22 protein-coding genes are annotated in these 23875 nt (G+C 72.3%); 9 read left to right on the top strand and 13 right to left on the bottom strand.

The genetic code is table 11. The annotated features are described in order from the left end of the window. Positions 1–144: 144 nt before the first annotated feature. Positions 145–1752, bottom strand: coding sequence for a glycosyl hydrolase family 18 protein (locus tag ACIBJE_RS07815; RefSeq protein ID WP_396744512.1), 1608 nt, complete (start codon positions 1750–1752; stop codon positions 145–147). Positions 1753–1983: 231 nt separating this feature from the next. On the opposite strand from ACIBJE_RS07815, the gene ACIBJE_RS07810 reads away from it, so the two are divergent. Continuing rightward, positions 1984–2478, top strand: coding sequence for a glutathione peroxidase (locus ACIBJE_RS07810; protein WP_396744509.1), 495 nt, complete (start codon positions 1984–1986; stop codon positions 2476–2478). A gap of 96 nt (positions 2479–2574) precedes the next feature. Then, a complete protein-coding gene (locus tag ACIBJE_RS07805; RefSeq protein WP_396744506.1) occupies positions 2575–3054 on the top strand; it encodes a MarR family winged helix-turn-helix transcriptional regulator in 480 nt (159 codons plus the stop codon). 67 nt (positions 3055–3121) lie between these two features. On the opposite strand, the gene ACIBJE_RS07800 is transcribed toward ACIBJE_RS07805, so the two are convergent. Then, complete coding sequence (locus ACIBJE_RS07800) at positions 3122–3925, bottom strand: SGNH/GDSL hydrolase family protein (protein WP_396744503.1); 804 nt, start codon at positions 3923–3925, stop codon at positions 3122–3124. 357 nt (positions 3926–4282) lie between these two features. On the opposite strand from ACIBJE_RS07800, the gene ACIBJE_RS07795 reads away from it, so the two are divergent. From ACIBJE_RS07795 to ACIBJE_RS07785, 3 genes are all read left to right on the top strand, one after another. Then, entirely contained in the window at positions 4283–5116 is an 834-nt protein-coding gene (locus ACIBJE_RS07795) for an exonuclease domain-containing protein (RefSeq protein ID WP_396744500.1), read from the top strand. Positions 5117–5334: 218 nt separating this feature from the next. Next, positions 5335–5637, top strand: coding sequence for a hypothetical protein (locus tag ACIBJE_RS07790; RefSeq protein ID WP_396744497.1), 303 nt, complete (start codon positions 5335–5337; stop codon positions 5635–5637). Further along, the gene (locus ACIBJE_RS07785; protein ID WP_396744494.1) at positions 5634–6305 is read left to right on the top strand and encodes a hypothetical protein; all 672 of its coding nucleotides are present in this window, start codon (positions 5634–5636) and stop codon (positions 6303–6305) included. Before ACIBJE_RS07790 ends, ACIBJE_RS07785 begins: the two co-directional genes overlap by 4 nt. Before the next feature lie 44 nt (positions 6306–6349). Here ACIBJE_RS07785 and ACIBJE_RS07780 read toward each other — a convergent pair whose 3' ends face one another. From ACIBJE_RS07780 to ACIBJE_RS07760, 5 genes are all read right to left on the bottom strand, one after another. Then, positions 6350–6739: a DoxX family protein gene (locus tag ACIBJE_RS07780; RefSeq protein ID WP_396744608.1), complete on the bottom strand. Its 390-nt coding sequence runs from the start codon at positions 6737–6739 to the stop codon at positions 6350–6352. 667 nt (positions 6740–7406) lie between these two features. Then, positions 7407–8225, bottom strand: coding sequence for a pyrroline-5-carboxylate reductase (gene proC / locus ACIBJE_RS07775; protein WP_396744491.1), 819 nt, complete (start codon positions 8223–8225; stop codon positions 7407–7409). Positions 8226–8333: 108 nt separating this feature from the next. Continuing rightward, complete coding sequence (locus ACIBJE_RS07770; RefSeq protein ID WP_396744488.1) at positions 8334–9362, bottom strand: 6-phosphofructokinase; 1029 nt, start codon at positions 9360–9362, stop codon at positions 8334–8336. A gap of 182 nt (positions 9363–9544) precedes the next feature. Continuing rightward, positions 9545–10048, bottom strand: coding sequence for a pyridoxamine 5'-phosphate oxidase family protein (locus ACIBJE_RS07765; RefSeq protein WP_396744485.1), 504 nt, complete (start codon positions 10046–10048; stop codon positions 9545–9547). 158 nt (positions 10049–10206) lie between these two features. Next, positions 10207–10704, bottom strand: a complete 498-nt coding sequence (locus ACIBJE_RS07760; RefSeq protein WP_396744605.1) for a polyadenylate-specific 3'-exoribonuclease AS — start codon at positions 10702–10704, stop codon at positions 10207–10209. Between the two features lie 469 nt (positions 10705–11173). Between ACIBJE_RS07760 and ACIBJE_RS07755 the strand changes: the two genes are divergently transcribed. Beyond that, entirely contained in the window at positions 11174–11866 is a 693-nt protein-coding gene (locus ACIBJE_RS07755; RefSeq protein ID WP_145836300.1) for a Crp/Fnr family transcriptional regulator, read from the top strand. Between the two features lie 171 nt (positions 11867–12037). Here the strand turns inward: ACIBJE_RS07755 and ACIBJE_RS07750 are convergent, their stop codons facing one another. Beyond that, positions 12038–12226 carry a hypothetical protein gene (locus ACIBJE_RS07750; RefSeq protein WP_396744481.1) on the bottom strand — a complete coding sequence of 63 codons (189 nt, stop codon included), beginning with the start codon at positions 12224–12226 and terminating at the stop codon, positions 12038–12040. 227 nt (positions 12227–12453) lie between these two features. Between ACIBJE_RS07750 and ACIBJE_RS07745 the strand changes: the two genes are divergently transcribed. Continuing rightward, positions 12454–16092, top strand: coding sequence for an AAA family ATPase (locus ACIBJE_RS07745; RefSeq protein ID WP_396744602.1), 3639 nt, complete (start codon positions 12454–12456; stop codon positions 16090–16092). 42 nt (positions 16093–16134) lie between these two features. On the opposite strand, the gene ACIBJE_RS07740 is transcribed toward ACIBJE_RS07745, so the two are convergent. Further along, positions 16135–16827 carry a lysophospholipid acyltransferase family protein gene (locus ACIBJE_RS07740; RefSeq protein ID WP_396744478.1) on the bottom strand — a complete coding sequence of 231 codons (693 nt, stop codon included), beginning with the start codon at positions 16825–16827 and terminating at the stop codon, positions 16135–16137. 369 nt (positions 16828–17196) lie between these two features. Between ACIBJE_RS07740 and ACIBJE_RS07735 the strand changes: the two genes are divergently transcribed. Then, positions 17197–18030 (top strand): DUF308 domain-containing protein, encoded by an 834-nt coding sequence (locus ACIBJE_RS07735; protein WP_396744475.1) that lies wholly within the window; start codon positions 17197–17199, stop codon positions 18028–18030. A gap of 189 nt (positions 18031–18219) precedes the next feature. Next, on the top strand, positions 18220–19635 hold the full coding sequence (locus tag ACIBJE_RS07730) for a trehalose-6-phosphate synthase (protein WP_396744472.1): 1416 nt from the start codon (positions 18220–18222) through the stop codon (positions 19633–19635). Positions 19636–19654: 19 nt separating this feature from the next. Here ACIBJE_RS07730 and ACIBJE_RS07725 read toward each other — a convergent pair whose 3' ends face one another. From ACIBJE_RS07725 to ACIBJE_RS07710, 4 genes are all read right to left on the bottom strand, one after another. Next, the gene (locus tag ACIBJE_RS07725; protein WP_396744469.1) at positions 19655–20485 is read right to left on the bottom strand and encodes an alpha/beta hydrolase; all 831 of its coding nucleotides are present in this window, start codon (positions 20483–20485) and stop codon (positions 19655–19657) included. A 108-nt stretch (positions 20486–20593) separates the two neighbouring features. Then, on the bottom strand, positions 20594–22003 hold the full coding sequence (locus ACIBJE_RS07720) for a flavin-containing monooxygenase (RefSeq protein ID WP_396744466.1): 1410 nt from the start codon (positions 22001–22003) through the stop codon (positions 20594–20596). Positions 22004–22108: 105 nt separating this feature from the next. After that, positions 22109–22804, bottom strand: coding sequence for an endonuclease/exonuclease/phosphatase family protein (locus ACIBJE_RS07715; RefSeq protein WP_396744463.1), 696 nt, complete (start codon positions 22802–22804; stop codon positions 22109–22111). A gap of 121 nt (positions 22805–22925) precedes the next feature. After that, complete coding sequence (locus ACIBJE_RS07710) at positions 22926–23873, bottom strand: ROK family glucokinase (protein WP_396744460.1); 948 nt, start codon at positions 23871–23873, stop codon at positions 22926–22928. Positions 23874–23875: the final 2 nt, after the last annotated feature.

Raw genomic sequence — 23875 nt, 5'->3', positions numbered from 1 at the left:
GGGCGCGGGCGGGGGGGGGGGGGGGGTGCGCCCCCCCCCCCCCCCCCCCCCCCCCCCGGGGGGCGCCCCCCCCCCCCCGGGGGGGGGGGGGGGGGGGCCCCCCCCCCCCCCCCCCCCCCCCCCCCGACGGGTGGTGCGCTCAGGTCAGCCGAGGCTGCCCTTCATGGCGCCGATCAGCTCACCGTTGCTGGTGTCGCCGGAGAGTTCCCAGAAGAACGCCCCGCCGAGGCCCTGGTTCTTCGCGTACGTCATCTTGCCGCCGATGGTGGCCGGGGTGTCGTAGCTCCACCAGTTGCTGCCGCACTTGGCGTACGCCGTGCCGGCGACGGTGCCGGTCGACGGGCAGGTGTTCTTGAGCACCTTGTAGTCCTCGATGCCCTGCTCGTAGGTGCCCGGCGCGGGGCCGGTGGCGGTGCCGCCCGGGGCGGCCTGGGTGACGCCGGTCCAGCCCCGGCCGTAGAAGCCGACACCGAGCAACAGCTTGTTGGACGGGATGCCCTTGCCCTTGAGTTTCTGGATCGCCGCGTCGGCGTAGAAGCCCTGCGTCGGGATGCCGTTGTACGAGTGCAGCGGCGAGTGCGGGGCGGTCGGCCCCTGTGCGTTGAACGCGCCGAAGTAGTCGTAGGCCATCACCATGATCCAGTTGAGGCTCCCGGCGGCACCGGCGTAGTCGGCGGCGTCGATCTTGCCGCCGTTGGTGCCGTCGGCGGTGATCGCGGCGGTGACCAGATTCGAGGAGCCGAACTTCGACCGCAACGCGGAGGCCACGTTCTTGAACGCGTTCGGACCGCTGTTGTCACAGGTCAGGCCGCAGGCGTTCGGGTACTCCCAGTCGATGTCGATGCCGTCGAAGACGTCCGCCCAGCGCGGGTCCTCGACCAGGTTGTAGCAGCTCTCGGCGAACGCGGCCGGGTTCTGTGCGGCCTGGGTGAAGCCGCCGGACCAGGTCCAGCCGCCGAAGGACCAGACCACCTTCAGGTGCGGGTACATCTTCTTGAGCTTGCGGAGCTGGTTGAAGCTGCCGCGCAGCGGCTGGTCCCAGGTGTCCGCCACGCCGTCCACGCTCTCCGCGGCGGTGTACGCCTTCTCGTAGTCGGCGTAGCTGTCACCGATCGTGCACCGGCCCCCGGTGGTGTTGCCGAAGGCGTACATGATGTGGGTCAGCTTGGCGGCCGAGCCGCTGGTGTGGATGTTCTTGACGTGGTAGTTCCGGCCGTAGACGCCCCACTGGGCGAAGTAGCCGACGAGCTTCTTGTCCCCGGTCGGCGGCGGCGTGGTGGGCGGCGGGGTCGTCGGGGGCGGGGTGGTCGGCGGGGCCGTGGTGGGCGGCGTGGTGGTCGGCGGCGGGGTGCCACCGCCACACGGGGCGCCGTTGATCGTGCAGTTCAGCGGGGCCTTGTACGCCCCGGTGCCGTTGTAGCCCCAGCTGAAGGTGGCGCCGGGCGCGATACCGCCGGCCCAGCTCTTCTTCACCGCGACGTACCGGTTGCCGCTGCGGGTGACGTCGGCGTCCCAGGAGCTGCTGACGCTGGTGCCGGAGGGGAGCTCGAACTCGATACGCCAGGTGCTGACCGCAGCGTCCGAACCGTTGGTGATGGTCACCCGCGTCTCGTGACCGGTGCCCCAGTCCGAGGCCTTGGTGAAGCTGGTGGTCACGCTGCCGGCGCCGAAGGCCGAGGTCATCGGGACCGCAGCGACGGTCACGGCGACCACGGCGCTGGCCCAGAGGGCCCGGCGGAGTGATCTTCTCATGCGGCGTCTCCCTAAACAGTTAGGAAACTTTCCAGATGGTGGTTGAGACGCTACTCACGCCGTCATCACTTCGTCAAGATGCGCATCTATCGATTTACATCTCGGATCCCCGCCGGTCAGCGGGGCGCGCCCGTCCCGTACGGCGTGTCGACTCGCCGTCACCCGGGGTTCACCGTTCCGGTCGGCCCGTCGCCTGCCGGCGTACGCCTACGCGGCGCTAACCTCGCCGGCATGAGCGTCTTCGACATCGAGATCAACGCCCTCGCCGGCGGTACGGCCAACCTCTCCGGCCACCGGGGGCGTGCGCTCCTCGTGGTGAACGTGGCCTCCCGCTGCGGCCTCACGCCGCAGTACGCCGGCCTGCAGAAGCTGTACGACGCCTACGCCGGACGCGGGCTGGTGGTGCTCGGGGTGCCGTGCAACCAGTTCGCCGGGCAGGAGCCGGGCACGGCCGACGAGATCGGCGACTTCTGCCGGATCTCCTACGGGGTGACCTTTCCGCTGACGGAGAAGGTCGAGGTCAACGGTCCCGGCCGGCACCCGCTGTACGCGCTGCTCACCCAGGCCACGGACACCGACGGCCACACCGGCGACATCCGCTGGAACTTCGAGAAGTTCCTCGTCGCGCCGGACGGCACGGTGGCCGCGAGGTTCGCCCCCACGGTCGAGCCGGACGCCCCGGAGCTGCACGCGGCGATCCAGCGGGTTCTGCCGGCGGCGGACTGAGCCGGGCCAACCCCTACACCCCGCCTCGACCGTGTCGAGGACTTGCCCGTCCACACTGCGGACCGAACGCCCGCACATCGGACGACCGGGAGCGCCATGAAACCGACCAGCCGGCCCATCGGCTACTGGCTACGACACCTGCACGACCTGATCGAGGCGCAGTTCGAGGCCGCCCTCGCCGAGGACCGGCTCGGCCGGCGGCACTGGCAGACCCTGCACCTGCTGCACGAGGACCCACGGACGGCCGCACAACTGGACGCCGCCCTGGCTCCGTTCGGCGCCGACGGCGGCAGCGCCGTGGACGATCTGACCCGACACGGGTGGGTGGTCCGGAGCGACGACGATCGGCTCCACCTGACCGGAGCCGGCCGGATCGCCCACACCCAGGTGGCCGCCCGGGTCGAGGCGGCCCGCGATCTGCTGATGCGCGGTCTCACCACCGAGCAGTACGTGGAGACGGTACGGGTGCTCGCGGTGATGGCCGGCAACCTGGAGTCGACCCGGCCGACACTTGCGACCCCACCGGCGACCAGCGTGGGGGCGAGTTCCCCGCCGGCGGCGACAGAGGACCGGTAGGGGTGTACCGACGCACCGGGCCCGCCGCGACGGTACGCGGCGGGCCCGGTGCGGACGAGGCTCCGGTTCAGCCCGCGACGGAGCGGAAGACCGGGTAGTTGCCGCCGGACTGGCCGGCCGCCGTCGGGTGGTACGACACACCGATGTCGAGGACGTTCAGCGCGTGCAGCCACTTGGTGCCGTAGCTGCACAGCTGGTGCCCGACAAAGGCGCTGCGCACGTCGGCGAAGCGGAAGCCGTGCGAGGTGGCCCGGCTGCGGATGATGTCGTCCACCAGGTTGATGCCCTCGTTGATCTTCGCCCGCGCGGTGTCGGTGAGCCCGACGCAGGGGGTGTTCAGCTGGTAGAAGACCGGGTAGCCGACGACCACCACCCGGGCGGAGGGGGACCGGGTCTTGATGCCGTTGTAGACGTTGTCCAGCAGTCGCGGCAGGTCGTTGCGGGCCTTGACCATGGCGGCGTCCACCGAGGCCACACACTGGCTCGTGCCGTAGAGCACGCAGGTGGTCATGATGTTGGCGAAGCCGACGTCGTTGCCACCGACCTGGACGCTGACCAGAGTGGTGGTCGACGTGAGCGCCGAGAGCTGGCTGTTGATCACGCTCGTGGTGGTGGCCCCGGAGCAGGCGACCGACTTGTAGGAGGCCGGCTTGATGTTGGCGGCGTACAGCGCGGGGTAGGCGTTGGTGCTGCGCTTGCAGCTGCCACTCTCGCTCGTGTAGCTGCCGGCACCCACGCCGGAGGCGTACGAGTCGCCGAGGGCGACGTACCGGTCGGTGGCCGCCGCCTGGGCGGGAACGGCCGTCACGATGGTGGCGCCGAGAGCCGCTGTGAGGCTCAGGGCGAGGGTTACCAAGCGGGATCTCCGCACGTCGCACACTCCCGGGGGCTAGGAGAAAGATCAGCAAGAGATAGATATCACTTAATAGCTCTGCCCGGAAGAGCAGATAGGGGTAGACGTCAATATTTTCCAAATCGGAACCCCTAGTCGAAGGTCGTCGCCACGCTGCGCGACCCTCCGCTCCCCCTGAGCCGGATTCCGGAGACGCCCCGACCGGCTTTCCGTGCCCCGCACCCGGCCGACCCTGCCCGTCCACACAGGAGGCACTACGGTCTGTTCGGCCGCGTTTCGCCGAGGAGTCGACCCACCATCCCGGTCGGGCTGGCGACCCCCGGCGACCGGGACGCGGCAGCACGTCCCCCATCCCTCTTCCAGGAGCAGCACAACGTGATCAACAAGTACGCCGGCTACTGCGCCGGGTGCCACCAGCGGGTCGAGGCCGGAGCCGGGCAGCGGCTCAACGTGGCAGGTAGCTGGAGCACCTACCACCCCGGCTGCGCACCGGCCCGGACCGCACCGCCGCGCGGCACCCACCCCGGCTGGCACGATCTGCCGCTGGTCGGCTTCGACCTGGAGGGGACGCTTCCCGCGCCGATGCGCACCCGGATCGTCTCGGCGGCGCTGACCCACCCCGACGGCACCGAGGACACCTGGCTCGTTGACCCGGGCGTGCCGATCCCACCCGACGCCACCGACCGGCACGGCATCACCGACGAGATGGTCCGGGCGAACGGCCGCCCGCCCGCCGAGGCGCTGGCGGAGATCGGCAGCGCCGTGGCGAAGCTGATCGCCGACTCGACGCCGCTGGTGGCCTTCTGCGCCTCCTACGACGTCACCGCCCTGCACACCGAACTCGCCCGGCACGGCCTGCCGTCGATCCCCTGGGAGCGGGCGATCGTCATCGACCCGTCCGTCCTGCACCGGCAGGTCGAGCCGCGCTGGTACGGCGGCCGTCAACTCGGCGACCTCTGCCCCTACTACGAGGTCGAGCCCGGCACCGCCCACGAGGCAGCCAGTGATGCCCGCGCCGCCGCCGGCCTGGCCCGCTCCATCGCCGCCCGGCACGAGCGGATCGCCCGGATGGACCCGCACGACCTGCACCGGGCCCAGATCGACTGGTACGCCGAGCAGGGCCGCGACCTCCAGCGCTACTTCGACGGCAAGGGCCTGCGCCGGACAGTGAGCCTGGAATGGCCACTGGAGACGGAAGACCGCGACTGACCATCCGTCCCGTTCACCCGGCATTTTGTCAATCTTGGACAGTTACCGTCGTATCCGAACGGCAACTGTCCAAGGTTCACCGTCAGTGCTCGAACCGGCCCGGCGGAACGCGCCCGTCCGTAGAAGCACGGTCCTACCCGTGTCGGATATCGGCCGACGGCATGGCAGCTCGTTGGTAATCTTCCTCTCCCGGCACGCGAACAGCCTTGGAGACGTTTGTGGCGACGTTCCATCAACAGCACCAGACGGTCCAGTATCAGATCAACGGTGAAACGGTGCACGTCAACGAGGGCCACCGCCGTCTGGTCGAGAAGATCGACGAGCTGATCACGCAGGTGGGTCGGGCCGAGAACGCGGACGAGCTGGTGCCGGTCATCGGCTGCCTGGAGGAGGCCCGGGCGGCGTCGGTCGACGGTGACCCGGGCCGGGCGGTCGCACTGCTGCGGCGGGCGGCGGAAGTGGCCGGTCCGGCCGCCGCCATCATGACCGGCATCTCTGCCGTGGTGCAGAGTTTCCAGTGAGCGATCCGGACGCGTACGACCTGGTCTTCGATCAGACCGGTCAACAGGTCGACCTGCAGTACAACGCAGAGGCGATCATGGTCGTCAACCACATCGCCGACGGCCGGAGCGGCAAGCGGTGTCCCCGGTGCAACGCCGCGCCGATGCGGCAGACCAGCATCGTCTGGGACGAGAACACGCGGCGGGTCGACCGGGGGACCATGGTCCTCAACTATCTCGCGCTGCGGGTGGCGCCGCCCCGACGTCCACGTGAACGGCACCACGCTTTTCCCCTCCGGTCGTATCTGCGCGGCTTCGGACTCCTGCTGGGGCTGTCACTGGTGTCGACCTTCTTCGGTCGGATGGGCGACATCGTCATGACGTTGGCGATAGCGGGTGTCGTGGGCCTGGCCATCTGGGCCGTCCGCGGATACCTCAGGTTCCGGGCCGCACGCGAGGCCGACCGGCAACGGTGGGAGAAGAACACCACCCGCTACCGGCGAGATCGGGATCGCTGGCGGCAGAGCTGGTTCTGTAGCGCCTGCGGGGCGAAGGCCGTGGAGCGGAAGCCGAACCACCGGCAGCCCGCGCACTCCGGCTCCGCGTCGACCAGCCAGCGGGGCGACGCCCCCTCCCGCCGTCCGGCCAGGCCCCGCCAGCGCAACCGGCGTCCGTCGGGTACGGACTGACCGACCGGGGCGGCCCCACGTGGTCGCCCCGGTCGGCGTGGCGGTCACGCGGCGGCCAGTTCCCTCCTCCGCGCGCCCTCCCGGCGCCGGGTCAGCAGGGCGTCCAGCGACCAGCGGCCCGCGCCCACGACCGCGATGAGCAGGAACGACCAGCAGAACAGCGCGGCGAGTTCCCCCCGGTTGTTCATCGGCAGCAGCGCGACCGGCTGGTGCACCACGAAGTAGGCGTAGGCCATCGATCCGGAACAGATCACGGCGGCGGGCCGGGCCCAGAGACCGACCAGGACGAGCAGACCCCCGACGAGCTGGATCAGTGCGGCCCACCAGTTCGGCCAGAGGCCGACCTCGAGGGCTTCGCCGCCGCCCTGGCTGCCGCCGAAGACGCCGAATATCGAGGACATACCGCGTGTCAGGAACAGCAGTCCGACAACCATGCGGAACAGGCTGATCACCGGGTGGGCAAGGCGGTTGACAGTCACGATCGTCCCTCTCCGTCGACAGGTACCTACGGGCGTTGCACGGACCGGTGCCGGCTCCGGTGGCACCAACGGATCTCCCGCCCACTCCCCCACGCCACGGGTGGCACCCGGCTGCGGCCCGGCACTACGGAAGGAGTCGACTTTTGACTGAGCAAGAAGTCCGCTAAACCCTTTATGCTCTATTGATGGCGCTAAGTCAATAGATGTCATACGGAGGGTTGCGAAGCCCGCCCCCGGGGGCAGGACGAGCGACCACGACGGGTCGGAACAGCTCCCGGTGACACGTACGAACGGAGTGGACGGAACGGTTCAACGTTCAGGACCGCGACCTCAGCGGACGCCGTCGCCGGCCGACCGTCGGCAAGTTCCGGGGCGGTCACCGGGCATCCGATGCCAGCCCGTCCGGGAACTGGGTCCTACCGACATGCCGGATTCGCTCGTTGTCACCCCACGAGCGGGCACGGGCGAGAGGGGTCAATCACCCCGACTCAGGCGGTAACCCCGACAGCGGCGCGCATACCGCCCGTGGCCGGACCGGTCCGACGAGGGTGGTGCGGCCCCGATCCCGGCACGACCACGCCAGACGAGGCAGGCGGCACGTGCGCCGGAGCCGAGGGCAGGGTCAGGTGGCCTGCGCGGCCAGCTCCCGGGCCCGGTCGCGGGCCGCTTCGAGGGCGGCGAGCAGCGCCGCCCGTACGCCGTGCTTCTCCAGCTCGCGTACGGCGGAGATGGTGGTACCGGCCGGCGAGGTGACCGCTTCGCGGAGCTTCACCGGGTGTTCGCCGGAGTCGCGCAGCATCACCGCCGACCCGATGGCGGTCTGCACGATCAGCTCGTGGGCCACCTGGCGGGGCAGGCCGAGCAGGATCCCGGCGTCGACCATCGCCTCGACCAGCAGGTAGAAGTAGGCCGGACCGGAGCCGGAGAGGGCGGTCACCGCGTCCTGCTGCGACTCGGGCACCCGGATCGTCGCGCCCAGCGGCTTGAACATCTCCTCGGCCAGGGCGAGGTGTTCCCCGGTGGCGTGCGCGCCGGCCGAGATCGCGGTCATCGCCTGGTCGACCAGGGCCGGGGTGTTCGTCATGACCCGGACGACCGGGGTGCCGGCGGGCAGCCGCCGACTGAAGAAGCCGGTGGGCAGGCCGGCGCAGAGCGAAATGACCAGCTTCCCGTCGGGGACCCTGGGGCCGATCTCGTCGAGCAGCACCCCCGCGTCCTGCGGCTTGACCGAGATCGCGAGCACCTCCGCGTCCCGCACCGCGGTCAGGTTGTCGACCACCCGAACGCCGTAGCGGGTGGCGATCTCCTCGGCGCGTTCCCGGCGCCGCGCGGTGGCCAGCAGCCGGTCGGCCGGCCAGCCCGAGCGCAGCAGCCCGGAGAGCATCAGCTCGCCGATCTTGCCCGCGCCGATCACCGCGACCGTGTGCACCCCAGTCGACATCCCGCCGTACCCCTCTCCTGTCCCGCCCGCGCCGACGGCGACGCCGTCGGGTCGCGACGACCCGGTGCGCGGGGCGGCGGACGTCGGGACGTCCGCCGCCCCACCCGGTCAGCTGCCGAAGAAGACCTCGGCCTCGGCGTACCGCTCCAGCGGCACGGTCTTCAGCTCGCGGGTGGCGTCGGCGAGCGGGACCCGGACGATGTCCGTGCTCTGCATGGCGACCATCTTGCCCCAGTCGCCCTCGTGCGCGGCGTCGATCGCGTGGAGGCCGAGCCGGGTGGCGAGCACGCGGTCGAAGGCGGTCGGGGTGCCGCCGCGCTGGATGTGGCCGAGCACGACGGTGCGGGCCTCCTTGCCGGTCTTGGCCTCGAGCTGCTCGGCCAGCCACTGGCCGATACCGCCGAGCCGGACGTGCCCGAAGGCGTCCAGCTCCTGGTTGTGCAGGACCATCTGGCCGTCGAGCGGCTGCGCGCCCTCGGCGACCACGACGATCGGGGCGTACTGGTGCTGGAAACGCTTCTCGACGTAGCCGGCGACCTGCTCGACGTCGAACTGCCGCTCCGGCAGCAGGATCACGTTGGCGCCACCGGCGAGGCCGGCGTGCAGTGCGATCCAGCCGGCGTGCCGCCCCATCACCTCGACGACCAGCGTCCGGTGGTGGCTCTCGGCCGTGGTGTGCAGCCGGTCGATCGCCTCCATGGCGATGTTGACGGCGGTGTCGAAGCCGAAGGTGTAGTCGGTGGCGCCGAGGTCGTTGTCGATGGTCTTCGGCACGCCGATGACGTTGACGTCCAGCTCGTGCAGCTTGGTGGCGACACCGAGGGTGTCCTCACCGCCGATCGCGATCAGGGCGTCGACGCCCTGCGCGGCGAGGTTCTCCTTGATCCGCTCGACACCGTTCTCGATCTTGAACGGGTTGGTGCGGGACGAGCCGAGGATGGTGCCGCCCCGGGGCAGGATGCCGCGGACCTCCGCGATGCCCAGCGGACGGGACAACCCCTCCAGCGGGCCCTTCCAGCCGTCCCGGAAGCCCACGAATTCGTGGCCGTAGCTGGCGACGCCCTTGCGGACCACCGCCCGGATAACCGCATTGAGACCGGGGCAGTCGCCACCGCCGGTGAGCACGCCGATACGCATGATCTGCTCATCCTCCTGGAGCCTCGGTAAGCCCAACAAAGCCCCAGGATATGGGTCAGATCCGACCATCGGCGCCGTTGCCGGCCCGGGGCGGGCCGTCAGAGCGCACTGTAGTCGGCACGCCTGTGCCCCGACAGCGCGCCCCGGAAGGTGTCCACCCACCGCCCCGTGCCGTTCACGGGTCAGTAACCGACCGCGCGGTTGTCGCCGGGTCGGGGCGGCCGGCCGGTCACCGCCGCCCGGGCGGCGCCGAGCAGATTGACCACCGTGCTGCCCGGCGAGTCCCAGTACTCGGCCGAGCTGGCGTGCACCCTGATCAGAGTCAGTCCGGGCGTGTCCGGCCCGTCCGGGAACCACACCCGCAGCGCGGGTTGCCAGAGCCGCTCGACGTCGGCCCGGCCGTTCTCCTCCCGCGCGGTGCCGGAGACGGAGATCCAGGTGTGTCGCCGCTGGTCGCCGAAGGCCGCGTTGACCTCCGGGTTGACCCGGATCTGCCGGACCTTGGCCGAGTCCGTCCGGGCGAAGAACCACAGGTCGCCGTCGAACTCCGCCTCCTGCAACACCATCGGGCGGCTGACCTGCCGCCCGTCGACGGCGATCGTGGTGAGCATGCAGACGCGCGCGGCGCGGATCAGTTCGGTGACCCGGTGCCGTGCCTCGGTGTCCGTGGTCGGCTGAGGACTCATGGTGGCACTCCCTCGCGTCGGTTCCACGCGGGCCGGGGTGCGGTGCCCGGCACCGGCTCGAGAACCGGTGCCCGGGACGGAACCGCCCAAACCTGTACGACGGAACCGGCGCCGGGACGACCGGAGGTCCCCGCCGGCACGAGCGGTGGGGGTCCGGTTCAGTCGCCGGTCATCGCCCGCCACCGGGCGAGGTTGTGCCGGGCGTCGACCAGCGCGTCGTGCCGGGCCGCGTCGGCGGACGGCAGCGGCGGACGGCCCCGGTCGTCCCAGAGCTGACGGAGCTCCTTGGTGAACCGGGGGATCTCCCGGGGCAGGGTGATCATCGAGCCCCAGAGCTGGGCGAGCACCACGTGGTCGTAGGCGGCGTACCACGCCCAGAGTTCGATCTGCTCGCCCGACCGGCCACGCACCGGTTCGACCAGGAAGTCGAGCAGGTCCTCCCGGATGCGCTCCCGGGACCGCCAGGCCCGGTCGGCGGGCGAGGGCAGCTTGTCGAGCACGTTGCGACGCACCCAGGGCACCGCGCGGGAGTCGTCGAACTCGGTGGAGACCGCGTAGAACTCACGGCCGTACTCGTCGACGACGCCGATCGACACGAGGTCGATGGTGCGGCCGTCCTCGATGAACTCGCAGTCGTAGAAGTAGCGGTAGACCATCCCGGTCATCCTCGCGCACCATCCCGGCGGGCCGACCGGCGGGGGCGGCGGGAGCAGGACCGCCAGCCGGCGGCACGACCCCGACGACCCGACGTCGGGAACCCGGGAGGGCAGACCCGGCGACCTGTCGCGACCGTGCGACCCCGGCGACCCGGCCCCGCGGCCGGACGGTCGGCGCGAGGGTGGTCCCGCCCCCCGCGCCGGCCGGTCGCGGCGGTCCGCGATCCGCTCCACCGCGCCCCCCGTGCGGTCGCCGCCCGACGGTGGACCTCTCCTCTCACCTTGGCATCCTTCGCAGCTCAGGATTGTCACGGAAGTGATTTCAGGGGTGTACAGCAAGCGACAGGGACGTCATGATCTGATGTGTACCGCTACCGGACGCCGAACCGGTGTCAGTTCACCTCCACCCGGGGGCTGTCAGGTTCACCCGGCTGCGAGTTGTGGTCCTTGACCGGGGAGGGGTTGGGCCGTGGAGATGCGCCTGCCGGAGCCGGGTGACGCGCTCACGGGAGTCGAGATGTTCGCCGGCCTGGAGCCGGAGGTCCGCCAGCGGGTGATCGCGGCGGCGGTACCGCGCACCTACCGCAAGGGGCAGCTGCTCTTCGTGGAGAACGACCCCGGTGAGTCCCTGATCGTGCTCCGCCGGGGCGCGGTCGCGGTGTTCCGCACCGCCCCGACCGGGGAGCGGGCCGTACTGTCGGTGATCCGACCGCCGGACGTGCTCGGCGAGGTGTCCCTGCTCGACGCCTCGACCCGGTCGGCGTCCGCCGAGGCGATCGAGGACTGCAGCGCCCTGGCGCTGTCCCGACCGGCCTTCATGGAGCTGGTGCACTCCAACCCGCGCATCCTGGACGCGGTGATGCGGTCGCTGGGCGGCCTGATCCGCCGGCTGACCGAGCAGAACGCCGACCACGTCTTCCTCGACCTGCCCGGCCGGGTGGCCAAGACGCTGGTCCGCCTGGCCGGGGAGAGCCAGGCTCCGATGATCACGATCGAGCTGAACCAGTCCCAGCTGGCGGAGATGGCCGGGGGCTCGCGGCAGAGCGTCAACCAGGCGATCGGCTCGTTCGCCAGCCGGGGTTGGCTGCGGACCGAGGGACGCCGGATCGTGGTGACCGACGTGGCGGCGCTGCGCCGCCGGGCAGGCATGGCCGACCGCTGACCGGGTCGGGGGCCACGCGTCGCCCCCGTCATCCGGTACGTGTTCCGGGAACACGGAGCCACGCTCCGCGCCGCACCCGGGCGGCTACGGGTGCCGCCCGCACGCCGGAGGCGGACACGACGGTGCCCCGCAAGCCGGGTGGCACGCGGGGCACCGTGTCGAGTGCGTCGGTCAGGGCTTCGTGCTGGTCGGCCCGACCCACTCGGTGGTCGCACCGCCGCCCGACTTCGGGACCTCGGTGACGATGCCAGCGGCCTGGAGCTCGGCCAGGGTCGCGGCGTCCACGTCGACGGTCTCCCCTGCGGCGTGGTTCACGCCGTCGCCGTCGGTCCACTCCGATTCCAGCCGGACGTACACCATGGAATTCTCCCCCTGTGTGATCGAATCTGGGCTGACTGAATGTAGCCGTTGCCGGCAACAAAGACACTGTCCGTAAGCCAACAGGCGGGTACCCGACAGCAGCTTGTTACCGGGATACTGACGGTGGACGGTCCCCGTGGGCCGTCGACGGCCACTTTCGGTCACCGCCGCGCCGACGCGACACGCCCGGCCGGCTCGCTCAGCTCGGATCGTCCCGGGAGGTTGGCATCGCCGCCCACTGTGCCCAGTGCGGCCGACCCACCGCGCCCGACGACCGCTTCTGCGGTGGCTGCGGTGCGGAACTGGCCCTCACCTGCGAACACTGCGACCGGCCGCTCGCCTCGGACGCGGCCTTCTGCACCGGATGCGGCCGGGCCCGCACGGGCCGCGACACGCATCCGGCGGTCCGGGGCGGGGGCCCCACCCCGACCGCACCGCCGCAGGAGGACCGCCGCCGGGTCAGCGTCCTTTTCGTCGACCTGATCGACTTCACCCCGTACGTCGAACAGTCCGATCCGGAACTGGTCCGCGGGTTGCAGACCGGCTTCTTCTCCGCCGCCCGCCGGGTGATCGGCCAGTACGGCGGAGTGGTGGAGAAGTACATCGGGGACGCGGTCATGGCGCTCTTCGGCGCGCCCGTCGCGACCGAGACCGACGCGCTGCGCTGCGTCCGGGCCGGACTGGAGCTGCAACGGGTGCTGGCCCGCTTCGCCCCGATCGGCGCCGACGGACTCCGCTTCCGGGTCGGGGTGGCCACCGGCGAGGCACTGGTGGACGTGGCTGCCGCGCACCACGGCGGTCAGGCCATCGTGGCCGGCGACGTGGTCAACACCGCCTCCCGTATGCAGTCGGTGGCCCCGCCCGGCGGCGTGCTGGTCTGCGGCACGACGTACGGGCTCACCCGGGGTGCGGTCCGGTACGAGCAGCAGCCGGCGGTCACCCTCAAGGGACGTTCGTCGCCGACCGAGGTGTGGCTGGCGCTCGGCGCGGCCCAGCGGCGACAGCCGGACCGGGAACCGGACGCCACCCCGCTGATCGACCGGGAACACGAACTGGGCCTGCTGGTCAACGCGCTGGACCGGGCGACCCGGGAGCGGATGCCGCAACTGGTGACCGTGTTCGGCCGGGCCGGGATCGGCAAGAGCCGACTGGTCCGGGAGCTCTACCGGCACACCCGCGCCGGCGCGGACGGGTCGCTGACCTGGCGTACCGGCCGGTGTCCGCCGTTCGGCGAGAACGTCACGTTCGCCGCGCTGGCGGACATCGTCAAGTCCGAGGCCGGCATCCTCGACACCGACCCGGCCACCGCCGCCGCGCCCCGGCTGCGGGCCGCGGTGGCCGACCTGGTCGGGCCGGGTGAGGCGGACCGGCTGGTCGACGCGCTGCGCCCGCTGGTCGGCCTGCCGGGCCCGACGCTGCCGGCCGAGGAGACCCAGTCCGCCTGGCGGCGGTTCCTGCTGGCGCTGGCCGCTCGCCGCCCCACCGTGCTGGTCTTCGAGGACCTGCACTGGGCCGACGACAAGATGCTGCGCCTGGTCGAGCTGCTCGGGGCGTCCGCGCGGGACGTGCCGCTGCTGGTGCTCTGCACCGCCCGACCGGAGCTGATCAACCGCGACCCCACCTGGGCGGGCACCATCAGCGGGTCGCTGACCATCACCCTGCCGCCGCTGCGTCCGAGCGGGATCACCTCCCTGTACGCGCACCTGTTCGGCCAGTCCGCCTTCTCCCCCGACCTGATCAACCCGCTGGTCGAGGTCGCCGACGGCAACCCGCTCTACGCCCACGAGTACGTACGGATGCTGATCGAGCAGGGCTTCCTGCGCCAGTCGGGGCGGGGTTGGCTGCTGAAGAAGCAGGACGGGCTGCCGATCCCGGACAACGTGCACGCGGTGATCGCCAACCGAGTCGACCTGCTCGACCAGGCCGACCGGGCGGTGCTGCTGGCCGCCTCGGTGGTCGGCACCCAGTTCTGGCCCGGCGCGGTGGCCGCCGCGCTCGGGCAGCCGGTCGAGGCGGTGGAGCGGGCGCTGCGCCGGCTCGGGCAGCGCGACTTCGTCGTCGAGCTGCCGGCGTCCACCATGGCCGGTCAGGCCGAGTACCAGTTCCGGCACGTGCTGGTCCGGGACGTCTGCTACCAGCGGCTGCCCCGCACCGAGCGGGTCGCCCGGCACGAGCGGACCGCCGACTGGATCGACGCGCTCGCCCGGGGGCGGGACACCGACCTGGCCGAGGTGCTGGCCAACCACCGGTGGGCGGCGCACGAGATCGCCCGTACCCTCGGGCTGGACACCCGCCGGTACGCCGCGTCGGCGCGCGAGGCGCTGCACCGGGCGGCGCGGCGGGCGTACACCCTGCACGCCCTGGACGCGGCGGCGCACCACACGACCCGGGCCCTCGGCCTCGCCGACGACGCCGACCCGTTGGGCCGGCTCCAGTTGGAGTTGCTCGGCGCGGAGATCTCGTTCTTCCGCGACGGCGCGGCGTTCCTCGACGCCGGCGGCACCGAGACGCTCACCGACCTGGCCGAACGGCTCTTCACCCACAGCGACGTCGGCTGTGCCGCACGGGCGTGGACGTTGCTCGGCCGATCGGCGTGGATCCGCACCGACCGGGACACCGCGCTGGGCCGGCTGGCCCGGGCGGTGCAGCTGTTCGAGGGGCTGCCCGACAGCGAACAGAAGGCGGACGCCTACGCCGAGCTGGGGCGGCTGCACATGCTCAACAACGAGAGCGCCGAGGCGGTGGCGGCGGCCAGCACCGCCGCCGGGATCGCCGAGCGGCTCGGCCTGGTGGAGGCCCGGGTGGACGCGCAGATCACCGCCGCCACCGCCCGCTACCAGGCCGGGGACCGGACCGGGGTGGACGAGCTGCACGCGGCGTTCGAGACCGCGCGGACGCAGCAGTTGCTCGCCCTGCCCCGGGCGATGCAGAACCTCGCCTACGTGGTCTGCGAGGAGGGCGACTGGGTCCGCTCCAACGAGCTGCTCACCGAGGCGGCGGAGCTGTCCGGCTCACCCGGGCTGACCACCGGGTACTCCGGCGAGGCGATGCGGGCGTACTTCGAGGGCGAGTTCGCCGCGCTGCTGACCGCGGCGGACGCCTTCGTGGACACCCCGACCGGCCGGTGGGACATGCAGGTACGCGGGCTCCGTGCCGGCCTGCGGATCCTACGCGACGAGCCGGTGCCGGGCGAACGGGGCGGGCCGGTGCCGGGCGAGCGGACTGGCCGTCCGGGCGGGTCGGGGCCGGTGCTGACCGCGGTCGGACCCCGGCCGCCCCGGCCGGTCGACGACGTGAGCGACGCGTTGGACACCGCCCGGCGCAGCGGGTTCCGGCGGCTGCACTGGACGACGCTGGGCATCAGCGCGCTCTGCCGGGCGCTGCAGGGGCGTACCGGTGAGGCCGGGGAACTGCTGACGGAGCTGGACGACTCGTGGTCCGCGGTGCCGGCGCTACTCAGTGGTGAGTGGATCGCGGCGGCGGCGTACGCGGCGGTGCTCTGCGGACGGGACGCGGCGGTGCGGGTACGCGGGATGCTGGAGCGGGCACCGCACCGGACCCCGTGGACCGACGCCGCCCGGCAGACCGTCACCGCGGCGCTGGCCGCGACCGACGGCGACCACGCTCGGGCCGGGCAGCTCTACGGTGCCGCGGCCGAGCTGTACGGACGGATCCCGGCGGTGACCGACCGGATGCTCGCGCTCGCGTTCGCCGCGAAGGAGCTGGAGCGGGCGGGCGACCCGGCGGGAGCGGCCACCGTGCTGGGCGAGGTACGCACGTTCGCCCTGCGCAACCGCGCCCCCGGCCTGCTCCGCCTCGGCGACCCGGACGTGCCCACCTACTCCTCCCCCACCCTCGCCTCCTGACCTCGCCCCGCCCCGAGGAACGAGGTGGGGGCGGGCGGGGCGTCAGGCGGGGACGGGGGTCGCCGGCTGGTTCTTGACCTTCTGGGCGTAGATGTCGACGTACTCGCGGCCGGAGAGTTCCATCAGCTCGTACATGATCTCGTCGGTGACCGCGCGCTCGACGAAGCGGTCACCGGCCAGGCCGGCGTACCGGGAGAAGTCGAGCGGGGCGCCGAACCGGATCCGCACCTGGGCGACCTTGGGGACGAGCTTGCCCGGGGGCTGGATCTCGTCGAGGTTGAGCATGACCACCGGCACCACCGGGGCGCCGCTCTCCAGGGCCAGCCGGGCCACGCCGGTCTTGCCCCGGTAGAGCCGGCCGTCCGGGGAGCGGGTGCCCTCCGGGTAGATGCCGGCGACCCCGCCGGACCGGAGCACCGCGAGCTGCGCGTCCAGCGCCGCCTGGGCGGCCCGGCCGCCGGAGCGGTCGATCGGCAGAGTGCCGGTGCCGACGAAGAACAACCGGGTCAGCCAGCCCTTGATCCCCTTGCCGGTGAAGTACTCCGCCTTGGCGACGAAGGTCACCCTCCGGGGGACGATCAGCGGCAGGAAGATCGAGTCCGAGAAGGAGAGGTGGTTGCTGGCCAGGATCACCGGCCCGGTGGCGGGCAGGTGCGCGAAACCCTCGACGTGAGGTCGGAAGATCAGCCTCAGCCAGGGACCGAGGATGACGTACTTCATCAGCCAGTACAGCACCGCTGTCCTTCCCGAAGGGGTCCGTGACGGCACCGCCGGAGCGTCCGGGGCGAACGCCGCGCGTCGGCCGAGGGCCCACGAACCGTCGGCCCTGAGCCTACGAACCGGAAGCCAAGCCTCACAACGCGCGCCCGGAACCAACGGGGACGGGTAGGTCACACCGGACGTCTCGCTCCCGCCGCGTGCTCGCACTTCCCGCACAAACAGACAAAAATCCATGGCCCCGACCTGCGGCGGCGTCGTTGACTTTCGGCAACGCGCCACAACGCACTCCCGGAACCGGGGGCGGACGTGTCACGATTCAGGACACGGCGTGCGGGCGGGGGCGCCGGAGGACCTGCGCCGCGAGGTGCGAGGAGGAGGACGCCGGTGTCAGCGGGTGGGGCACGCCGGGGACGGCGGGACAACGGGCTCGACGCGAGCGAGTACGCCGTGGCGGGCGACGTGGATCCACGTGTCGGTGAGCACCTGCTCGACGTGCTCGCCGCCGGCGGCATCGCCGCCTACCTGCAACCGTCGGCGGACATGAACCCGGTGACCCGGACGACCACCGTTCCCGCCCGGCCGGTCGACCGGCTCTACGTCGACCGTTCCCACCTGACCACCGCCCGGGACTACCTCACCCAGCTCAGCGACGAGGGCATCAGCGGGCAGACCCGCCCCGGCGAGCCCGACGTCGAGGCCGAGTGGGCCCGCATCGTCGCCGGCTTCCACCGTGACCCGACCCCCGGTCCCACGCCCTGGCCGGCCGCCGAGGAACTGGACGAGCCCCCGCAGACGCCGGGCGGCACGCTCGGCCGCACCGAGGAGGGGACCGCCCCGACCGTCACCGGGGTCCGTCCGCTCCCCTCCGCCACCGACTTCTCCGGCGTCTCGGTCGGCCGGCGGCACGACGAGCCGTCCCTGCTGGACGGCCTGGACACCTTCGGCGCGGACCTGCCCGACGACCCGGACGACGAGGGCGGCTACACCCCGCCGCCGCCCCCACCGCTGCCCGCGGTCTCCAAGTACGCCGTGGCCGGCGTGCTGTCCGTCATCGTGGGCTTCGTGCTCTTCCTCTTCCCGTCGGTCCTACCGGCCGACAGGGCGGTGGTGACCCTGCTCGGCTTCACCGGCATCCTCGCCGGTTTCGTCACGTTGATCTGGCGGCTGCGCCCCGGCGACCCGGAGGACCACGACCCGGACGACGGCGCGGTCGTCTGATCGGTTCCGGCCCCCTGCACGGTTCCACCGAGACGTCCGGATGACGGGACGGCCACCACCCCACTCTGGGAAGTAACAGTGGTGTAACTTACGGTCAGTAGGAATACGGCTGTAACGTCACTTCCCTCGCTGGCTGCCCGTTTCCTCCCCGCGCGGGCGGTCATCCCTCGGCAGATCGGAACGACCGAGATGCGACAGAGTTCCCTCGTGGTGGTGGCCAACCGCCTTCCCGTCGACAACAGCGTGGCGCCCGACGGCGCCTGCGAGTGGCGTCGCAGCCCCGGCGGCCTGGTGAGCGCCCTGCACCCCCTGCTGAAGCACACCCCCGCCACCTGGATCGGCTGGGCCGGCGGCACCGGTCCGGCCCCCGCCCTGCCCGACGTGGACGGCGTCCGGCTGCACACCGTTCCGCTCACCCCGGAGGACTTCCGGGACCACTACGAGGGTTTCGCGAACGCGACCCTCTGGCCGCTGTACCACGACGCGGTCGAGCAGCCCGAGCACCACCGGCGCTGGTGGGAGGCCTACCAGCGGGTCAACCGGCGGTTCGCCGAGGCCGCCGCCGCGGTGGCCGAGCCGGGCGGCGTGGTCTGGGTACAGGACTACCACCTGCAACTGGTACCCGCCCTGCTCCGCGAACTCCGCCCCGACCTGCGGATCGGCTTCTTCCTGCACGTGCCGTTCCCGCCGCCCGAGCTGTTCATGCAGCTCCCCCGCCGGGCCGAGCTGCTGCGCGGCATCCTCGGCGCGGACCTGGTCGGTTTCCAGCGTGCGCAGGCCGCGCACAACTTCGCGCAACTGGTGGCGAAGGTCTTCGGTGTGCCCGCCACCGACCGGCAGATCGAGGTGGACGGCCGCACCGTGCGGGTGGACGCCTTCCCGGTCTCCATCGACACCGCCGAGATGGCCGCGCTGGCCGCGCGGCCGGACGTGGTGGCCCGGGCCGACCGGCTCCGCAACGACCTCGGCAGCCCGGACCAGGTGATCCTGAGTGTCGACCGGATGGACTACACCAAGGGCATCGAGCACCGGCTCAAGGCGTACAGCGAGCTGATCGCCAGCGGTCACGTCAAGGTTCGGGACACGGTCATGGTGCAGGTGGCCGTGCCCAGCCGGGAGCGGGTCGGGCAGTACCAGATCCTCCGGGACCGGGTCGAACGCGAGGTCGGACGGATCAACGGCGAGTTCGGCCGGGTCGGCGAGCCGGCGATCCACTACCTCACCCAGCCCTTCGACCGGGCCGAGCTGGCCGCCCTCTACCGGATGGCGGACGTGATGGCGGTGACCCCGCTGCGGGACGGGATGAACCTGGTCGCCAAGGAGTACGTCGCCGCCCGCGTCGACGACTCCGGCACGCTGCTGCTCAGCGAGTTCGCCGGAGCGGCGGCGGAGCTGCCCGAGGCGTACCAGGTCAACCCGCACGACCTGGAGGGGCTCAAGCAGGGGCTGCTCGCGGCCCTTCAGGCCGACCCGGAGGACGCGGCGACCCGGATGCGGGCGATGCGCGAGCACCTGCACCGGTACGACATCCGCTCCTGGGTCCGCTCCTACCTCAGCACCCTGGACGAGACCGGCTCCGCGCCGCACGAGGTGACCACCGCCTGAGCGGGCCGCCCGCAGACCGTCAGACCGGCACGACGGCCGGTGCCGGCTCCTTGACCAGCCAGTCGAGGACCGCGTCGATCGGCTCCCGCCACCGCGCGTCGAGCATCAGGTCGTGCCCCATGCCGGGGAAGAGCAGCGGGGCCGAGCCGTACCGCCGGGCGGCGCGGGTCAGCGCCGCCGCCGGGACCACCCGGTCGTCCGGGCTGCCGAGCACCAGCACCGGCGGGCGGCCCACCGCCGGTTCGAGCGCGCCGGGGAAGAGCAGCCGCCACTGGGCGCGTCGACCGGCCCGACCCAGCCGGGCCAGGTGAGCGCCGGCGACGGTCTCCGGCAGCTCCGGGCTGAACAGCTGCCGCCGGTTCAGCCGCAGCCGGCCGCCCCAGAGCGCGGGGAGCGTACCGACCGGGTTACGGCGCAGCGCCGCCCCGAGCGTGCCCCAGCCCCCGAACACCGGGGCGGCCAGCACCCCGGCCCGCGCCGGGTAGCGGGCCAGCGCGTGCGCCACCACCAGGGCCCCCGCGCCGTGCCCCACCAGCACCGCCTGGCGCGGCAGCTCCGCCGCCACCTGGACCACGTCGTGGGCGTACGCCCGCAACGACGCCTCCGGCGCCGGTTCGCTGCCGCCGTGCCCGCGCAGGCTCACCGCGTACGCCGGGAAGCCCCGGGAGGCGGCGTGTTCCAGCCAGTGCTCGGCGAACGCCCACGCACCGTGACCGAAGCCCGGGACGAAGAGCAGCGGCGGTCGCCCCTGCTCCAGCTCGGGCAGCGCGCTGAGCACCTCGCGGCGGACCGGACGCACCGGCCGGGCCCACTCCCGACCCCGGATGACCCGCACCCGCCCGCCACTCAACTGGACCGCCTTCCGTTCACGACTGCGGGGCTCGCAAGCTCACTCCTCGCGCTCACCTGACCCGCCTTCCGTTCACGACTGCCGGGCTCGCAAGCTCACTCCTCGCGCTCACCGAACTGCCTCCAACTCGTTCAGGGCGCGCTGGACGGCGCGCAGGTAGTCGACGTGCCCCACCTCGAACCAGTGCCGGCTGCTGTCCTGGACCCGGCCGGAGTAGCGTTTCCCGGCCCGGGCGGCGACCGTCGCGGCGAACGCCTCCGCCCGCTCCGGGCGGTACTGGCGCAGCTGCAGCAGCCGGGCGACGAGCACCGCCTGCCAGTGCGAGATCGGGAAGAGTCCCGAGTCCGGCTGGACCAGTCCGACCACGGCGAGCGTCGGGTGGTTCCGGGGGAAGGCGTTCAGGTGGAGCGTGGGACGTCCGATCCCGGCCTCGTCGCCGAGGAGCCGCGCGTCGAGGAACTCGAAGCGGGGCAGGTAACCGGTGGCGAAGACGACCAGGTCCGGGTCGATCTGGCGGCCGTCGGTCAGCTCGACGGCGTACGGGTGGAAGCGGCGGACGTCCGGCGCGGGGGTGATCCGGCCGTGCCCGACGTAGTAGACGAGCTGGCTGTTGGCGATCGGGTGGGTCTCGTAGACCCGGTGGTCGGGCCGGGGCAGCCCGAAGCGGGTCAGGTCACCGACGGTCAGCCGCAGCGTCCGGTGGTAGAGCCACTGCCGCACGCGCAGGGGCACCCGGAGCGCGAGCAGCAGATCGTTGACCTGGTCGGCGGGGCGGCCGAGGACGTACTTCGGCGCGTACCAGTAGCCGCGCCGGGTGGAGTGCCAGCAGGTGGCGGCCTGCTGGGCGGCCTCCACCGCGATGTCGCAACCGGTGTTGCCGGCTCCCACCACCAGCACCCGCTTACCGCGCAGCTGGGCCGGGTCCTTGTACGCCGAGGCGTGCATCGTCTCGCCCCGGAACCCGGCCAGCCCCTCGTACTCCGGCAACTTCGGCGACCAGTTGTGGCCGTTGGCGACGACGACGGCGGCGTACCGGGAGGTGCGCTCCGGGCCGTAGCCGCCGGTGCTGCGGGTGGTCACGTCCCAGCGGTCCCCGGCGACCGGCTCGACCCGGATCACCTCGGTGCCGAACCAGATGTGCTGGCGCAGGTCGAAGTGGTCGGCGTACCGCTCGAAGTACGCCAGCAGCTGACTGTGGTGCGGGTAGTCCGGCCACGAGTCGGGCATCGGGAAGTCGGGGAACTGGGTGAACGGCCGCGACGAGATCAGGTGGGTGCTCGCGTAGACCGGACTGCGGTCGTGCCGCCAGTTCCACGCGCCGCCGACGCCGGTCTCCCGCTCGTAGCAGTCGACGCCGAAGCCGTGCTCCTTCAGGTTCTTCACCGTGGTCAGGCCGCTGGCCCCGGCGCCGATCACGCAGACCGTGTCACCGCGGTCGGAGACCGGACGGCCGTCGGGGGTGAGGGCGATGGTGGCTGACGGGTCGTCGGGACCGCCGTGGTCGGTGGGGGTGGACACCGGGTATCTCTCCTTGGGGACGCCGTACGCGAGCCGGGTCGCCGCCGCATCCTCTCCACTTCGGAGAGTGTTTGTCCAGCCCTGGCCGGTGACCCGGCCAGTCGGTCAGTCGGTGACCGGCAACAGCAGATCCGCCAGCACCGGGAAGTGGTCGCTGGCCCGGCGGGTCTGCGGGGTGTCGACCACGTCGTAGTCGACCACGGTGATCCGGGGGTCGACGAAGAGCGCGTCGATCCGGCGGCGCGGTTCGGCGCACGAGTAGGTGAGCCGGTCGGCCCGGTCGGCGGCGACGGCCGCGTCGGTGAACCCGTCGGCGATCGTCCGCCAGGCGGCGCCGCCCGGTCCCTCGTTGAGGTCCGCGCCGACGAGCACCGGCCACCGCGCCGCCTCGATCTCCGCTCGGAACAGGGCGGCCTGGGCGGGACGTTCCGCCGCGTCGGTCGACAGGTGGGTGCCGGACACCACGAAGCGGGCCCCGCCGACCGCGCACTCGGCGAACGCCGCGCCGCGCAGGTGCCGGCCGGGGGTGAGCGGGAACCGCTGGCAACTGGTGGCGTGCACCCGCACCCGGAGACTGGTCAGCAGCAGGTTGCCCAGCGCCGGCAGTCCACCGGCGCCCACCACCAGGCCGAACGACTCGGCCAGGGCGGCGCACTTGCTCCGCCAGCGGAACCGGCGCGGCCCCTCCTGCACGATCACCACGTCCGGCCGGGCGGCCCGGACCACCTCCGCCAGCGCGGCCGTGTCGTCCCGCTGGGTGTGGATGTTGTACGACACCACCCGCAGCGGCACGCCCCCCATCAGGACACCACCTTCCGTTCGCGACTGCGGGGCTCCGCTGCGCTGCACTCCTCGCGCTTCACCCAACCACCTTCCGTTCACGACTGCGGGGCTCCGCTGCGCTGCACTCCTCGCGCTTCACCTAGAACCGCCGGGCCAGGTCGGCGGCGCCGATGACGCCGGCGGTGTTGCCCAGCTCGGCGGGACGCACCTCGGCCACCGGGAGACGGCCCCGCTGGGCCAGCGCGTCGGCGAACGACCGCCGGGTCGGGCCGAGCAGCAGGTCACCGGCCTCGACCACGCCGCCGCCGACGACCAGCACCTGCGGATCGAGGATCTGGGCCATGTCGGCGAGACTGGTGCCCAGCCAGCGCCCGATCTGGGCGAACGCCTCGCAGGAGATCGGGTCGCCGCCCTGGGCGGCGGCGGTGACCATCGGACCGGTGATCGACTCGGCGTCCCCGCCGGCCAGCCCGAGCAGTGCGGCGGCGCGCTGCGGCTCCTGCCGGGCACCGGCGCGGGCGAAGCGGACCAGGGCGTTGCCGCTGGCGTACTGCTCGATGCAGCCGAGCCGGCCGCAGCCGCACTGGTGGCCGTCCGGGACGGTGAGCATGTGCCCCAATTCGGCGGCGATGCCGTGGGCGCCCCGGACCAGCTCTCCGCCGAGCACGATGCCACCGCCGACTCCGGTGCCGATGGTGAACATGACCATCGAGTCCTCGGCGTGCCGGGCGGCGCCGTAGCGGAACTCCGCCCAGGCGGCCACGTTGGCGTCGTTCTCCACGATCACCGGCAGGCCGACCGCGGCGCTGACGTACGCCCGCAGCGGCTCGTCCCGCCAGGCCAGATTGGGGGCGAACAGCACGGTGGAGCGGGTGGCGTCGATCCAGCCGGCCGCGCCGATACCGACCGCGCCGATCGGACGGCCGGCGGCCAGCTCGGTGACCACCTCGATGATGACGTCCCGGGTCTTGCCCACGTCCTCGGCGGGGGTGTTCCGTCGGGCCTGCGCCAGCACCCGGCCGGTGTCGTCGACCACACCGCCGGCCACCTTGGTGCCACCGACGTCGACTCCGATGGTCAGCGTCACCG

This window comes from Micromonospora sp. NPDC050187, from assembly GCF_044459745.1.
Classification (GTDB): Bacteria; Actinomycetota; Actinomycetes; order Mycobacteriales; family Micromonosporaceae; genus Micromonospora.
Note: the sequence above shows the minus strand (reverse complement) of the source record. Positions and strands in the feature narration are given on the sequence as shown.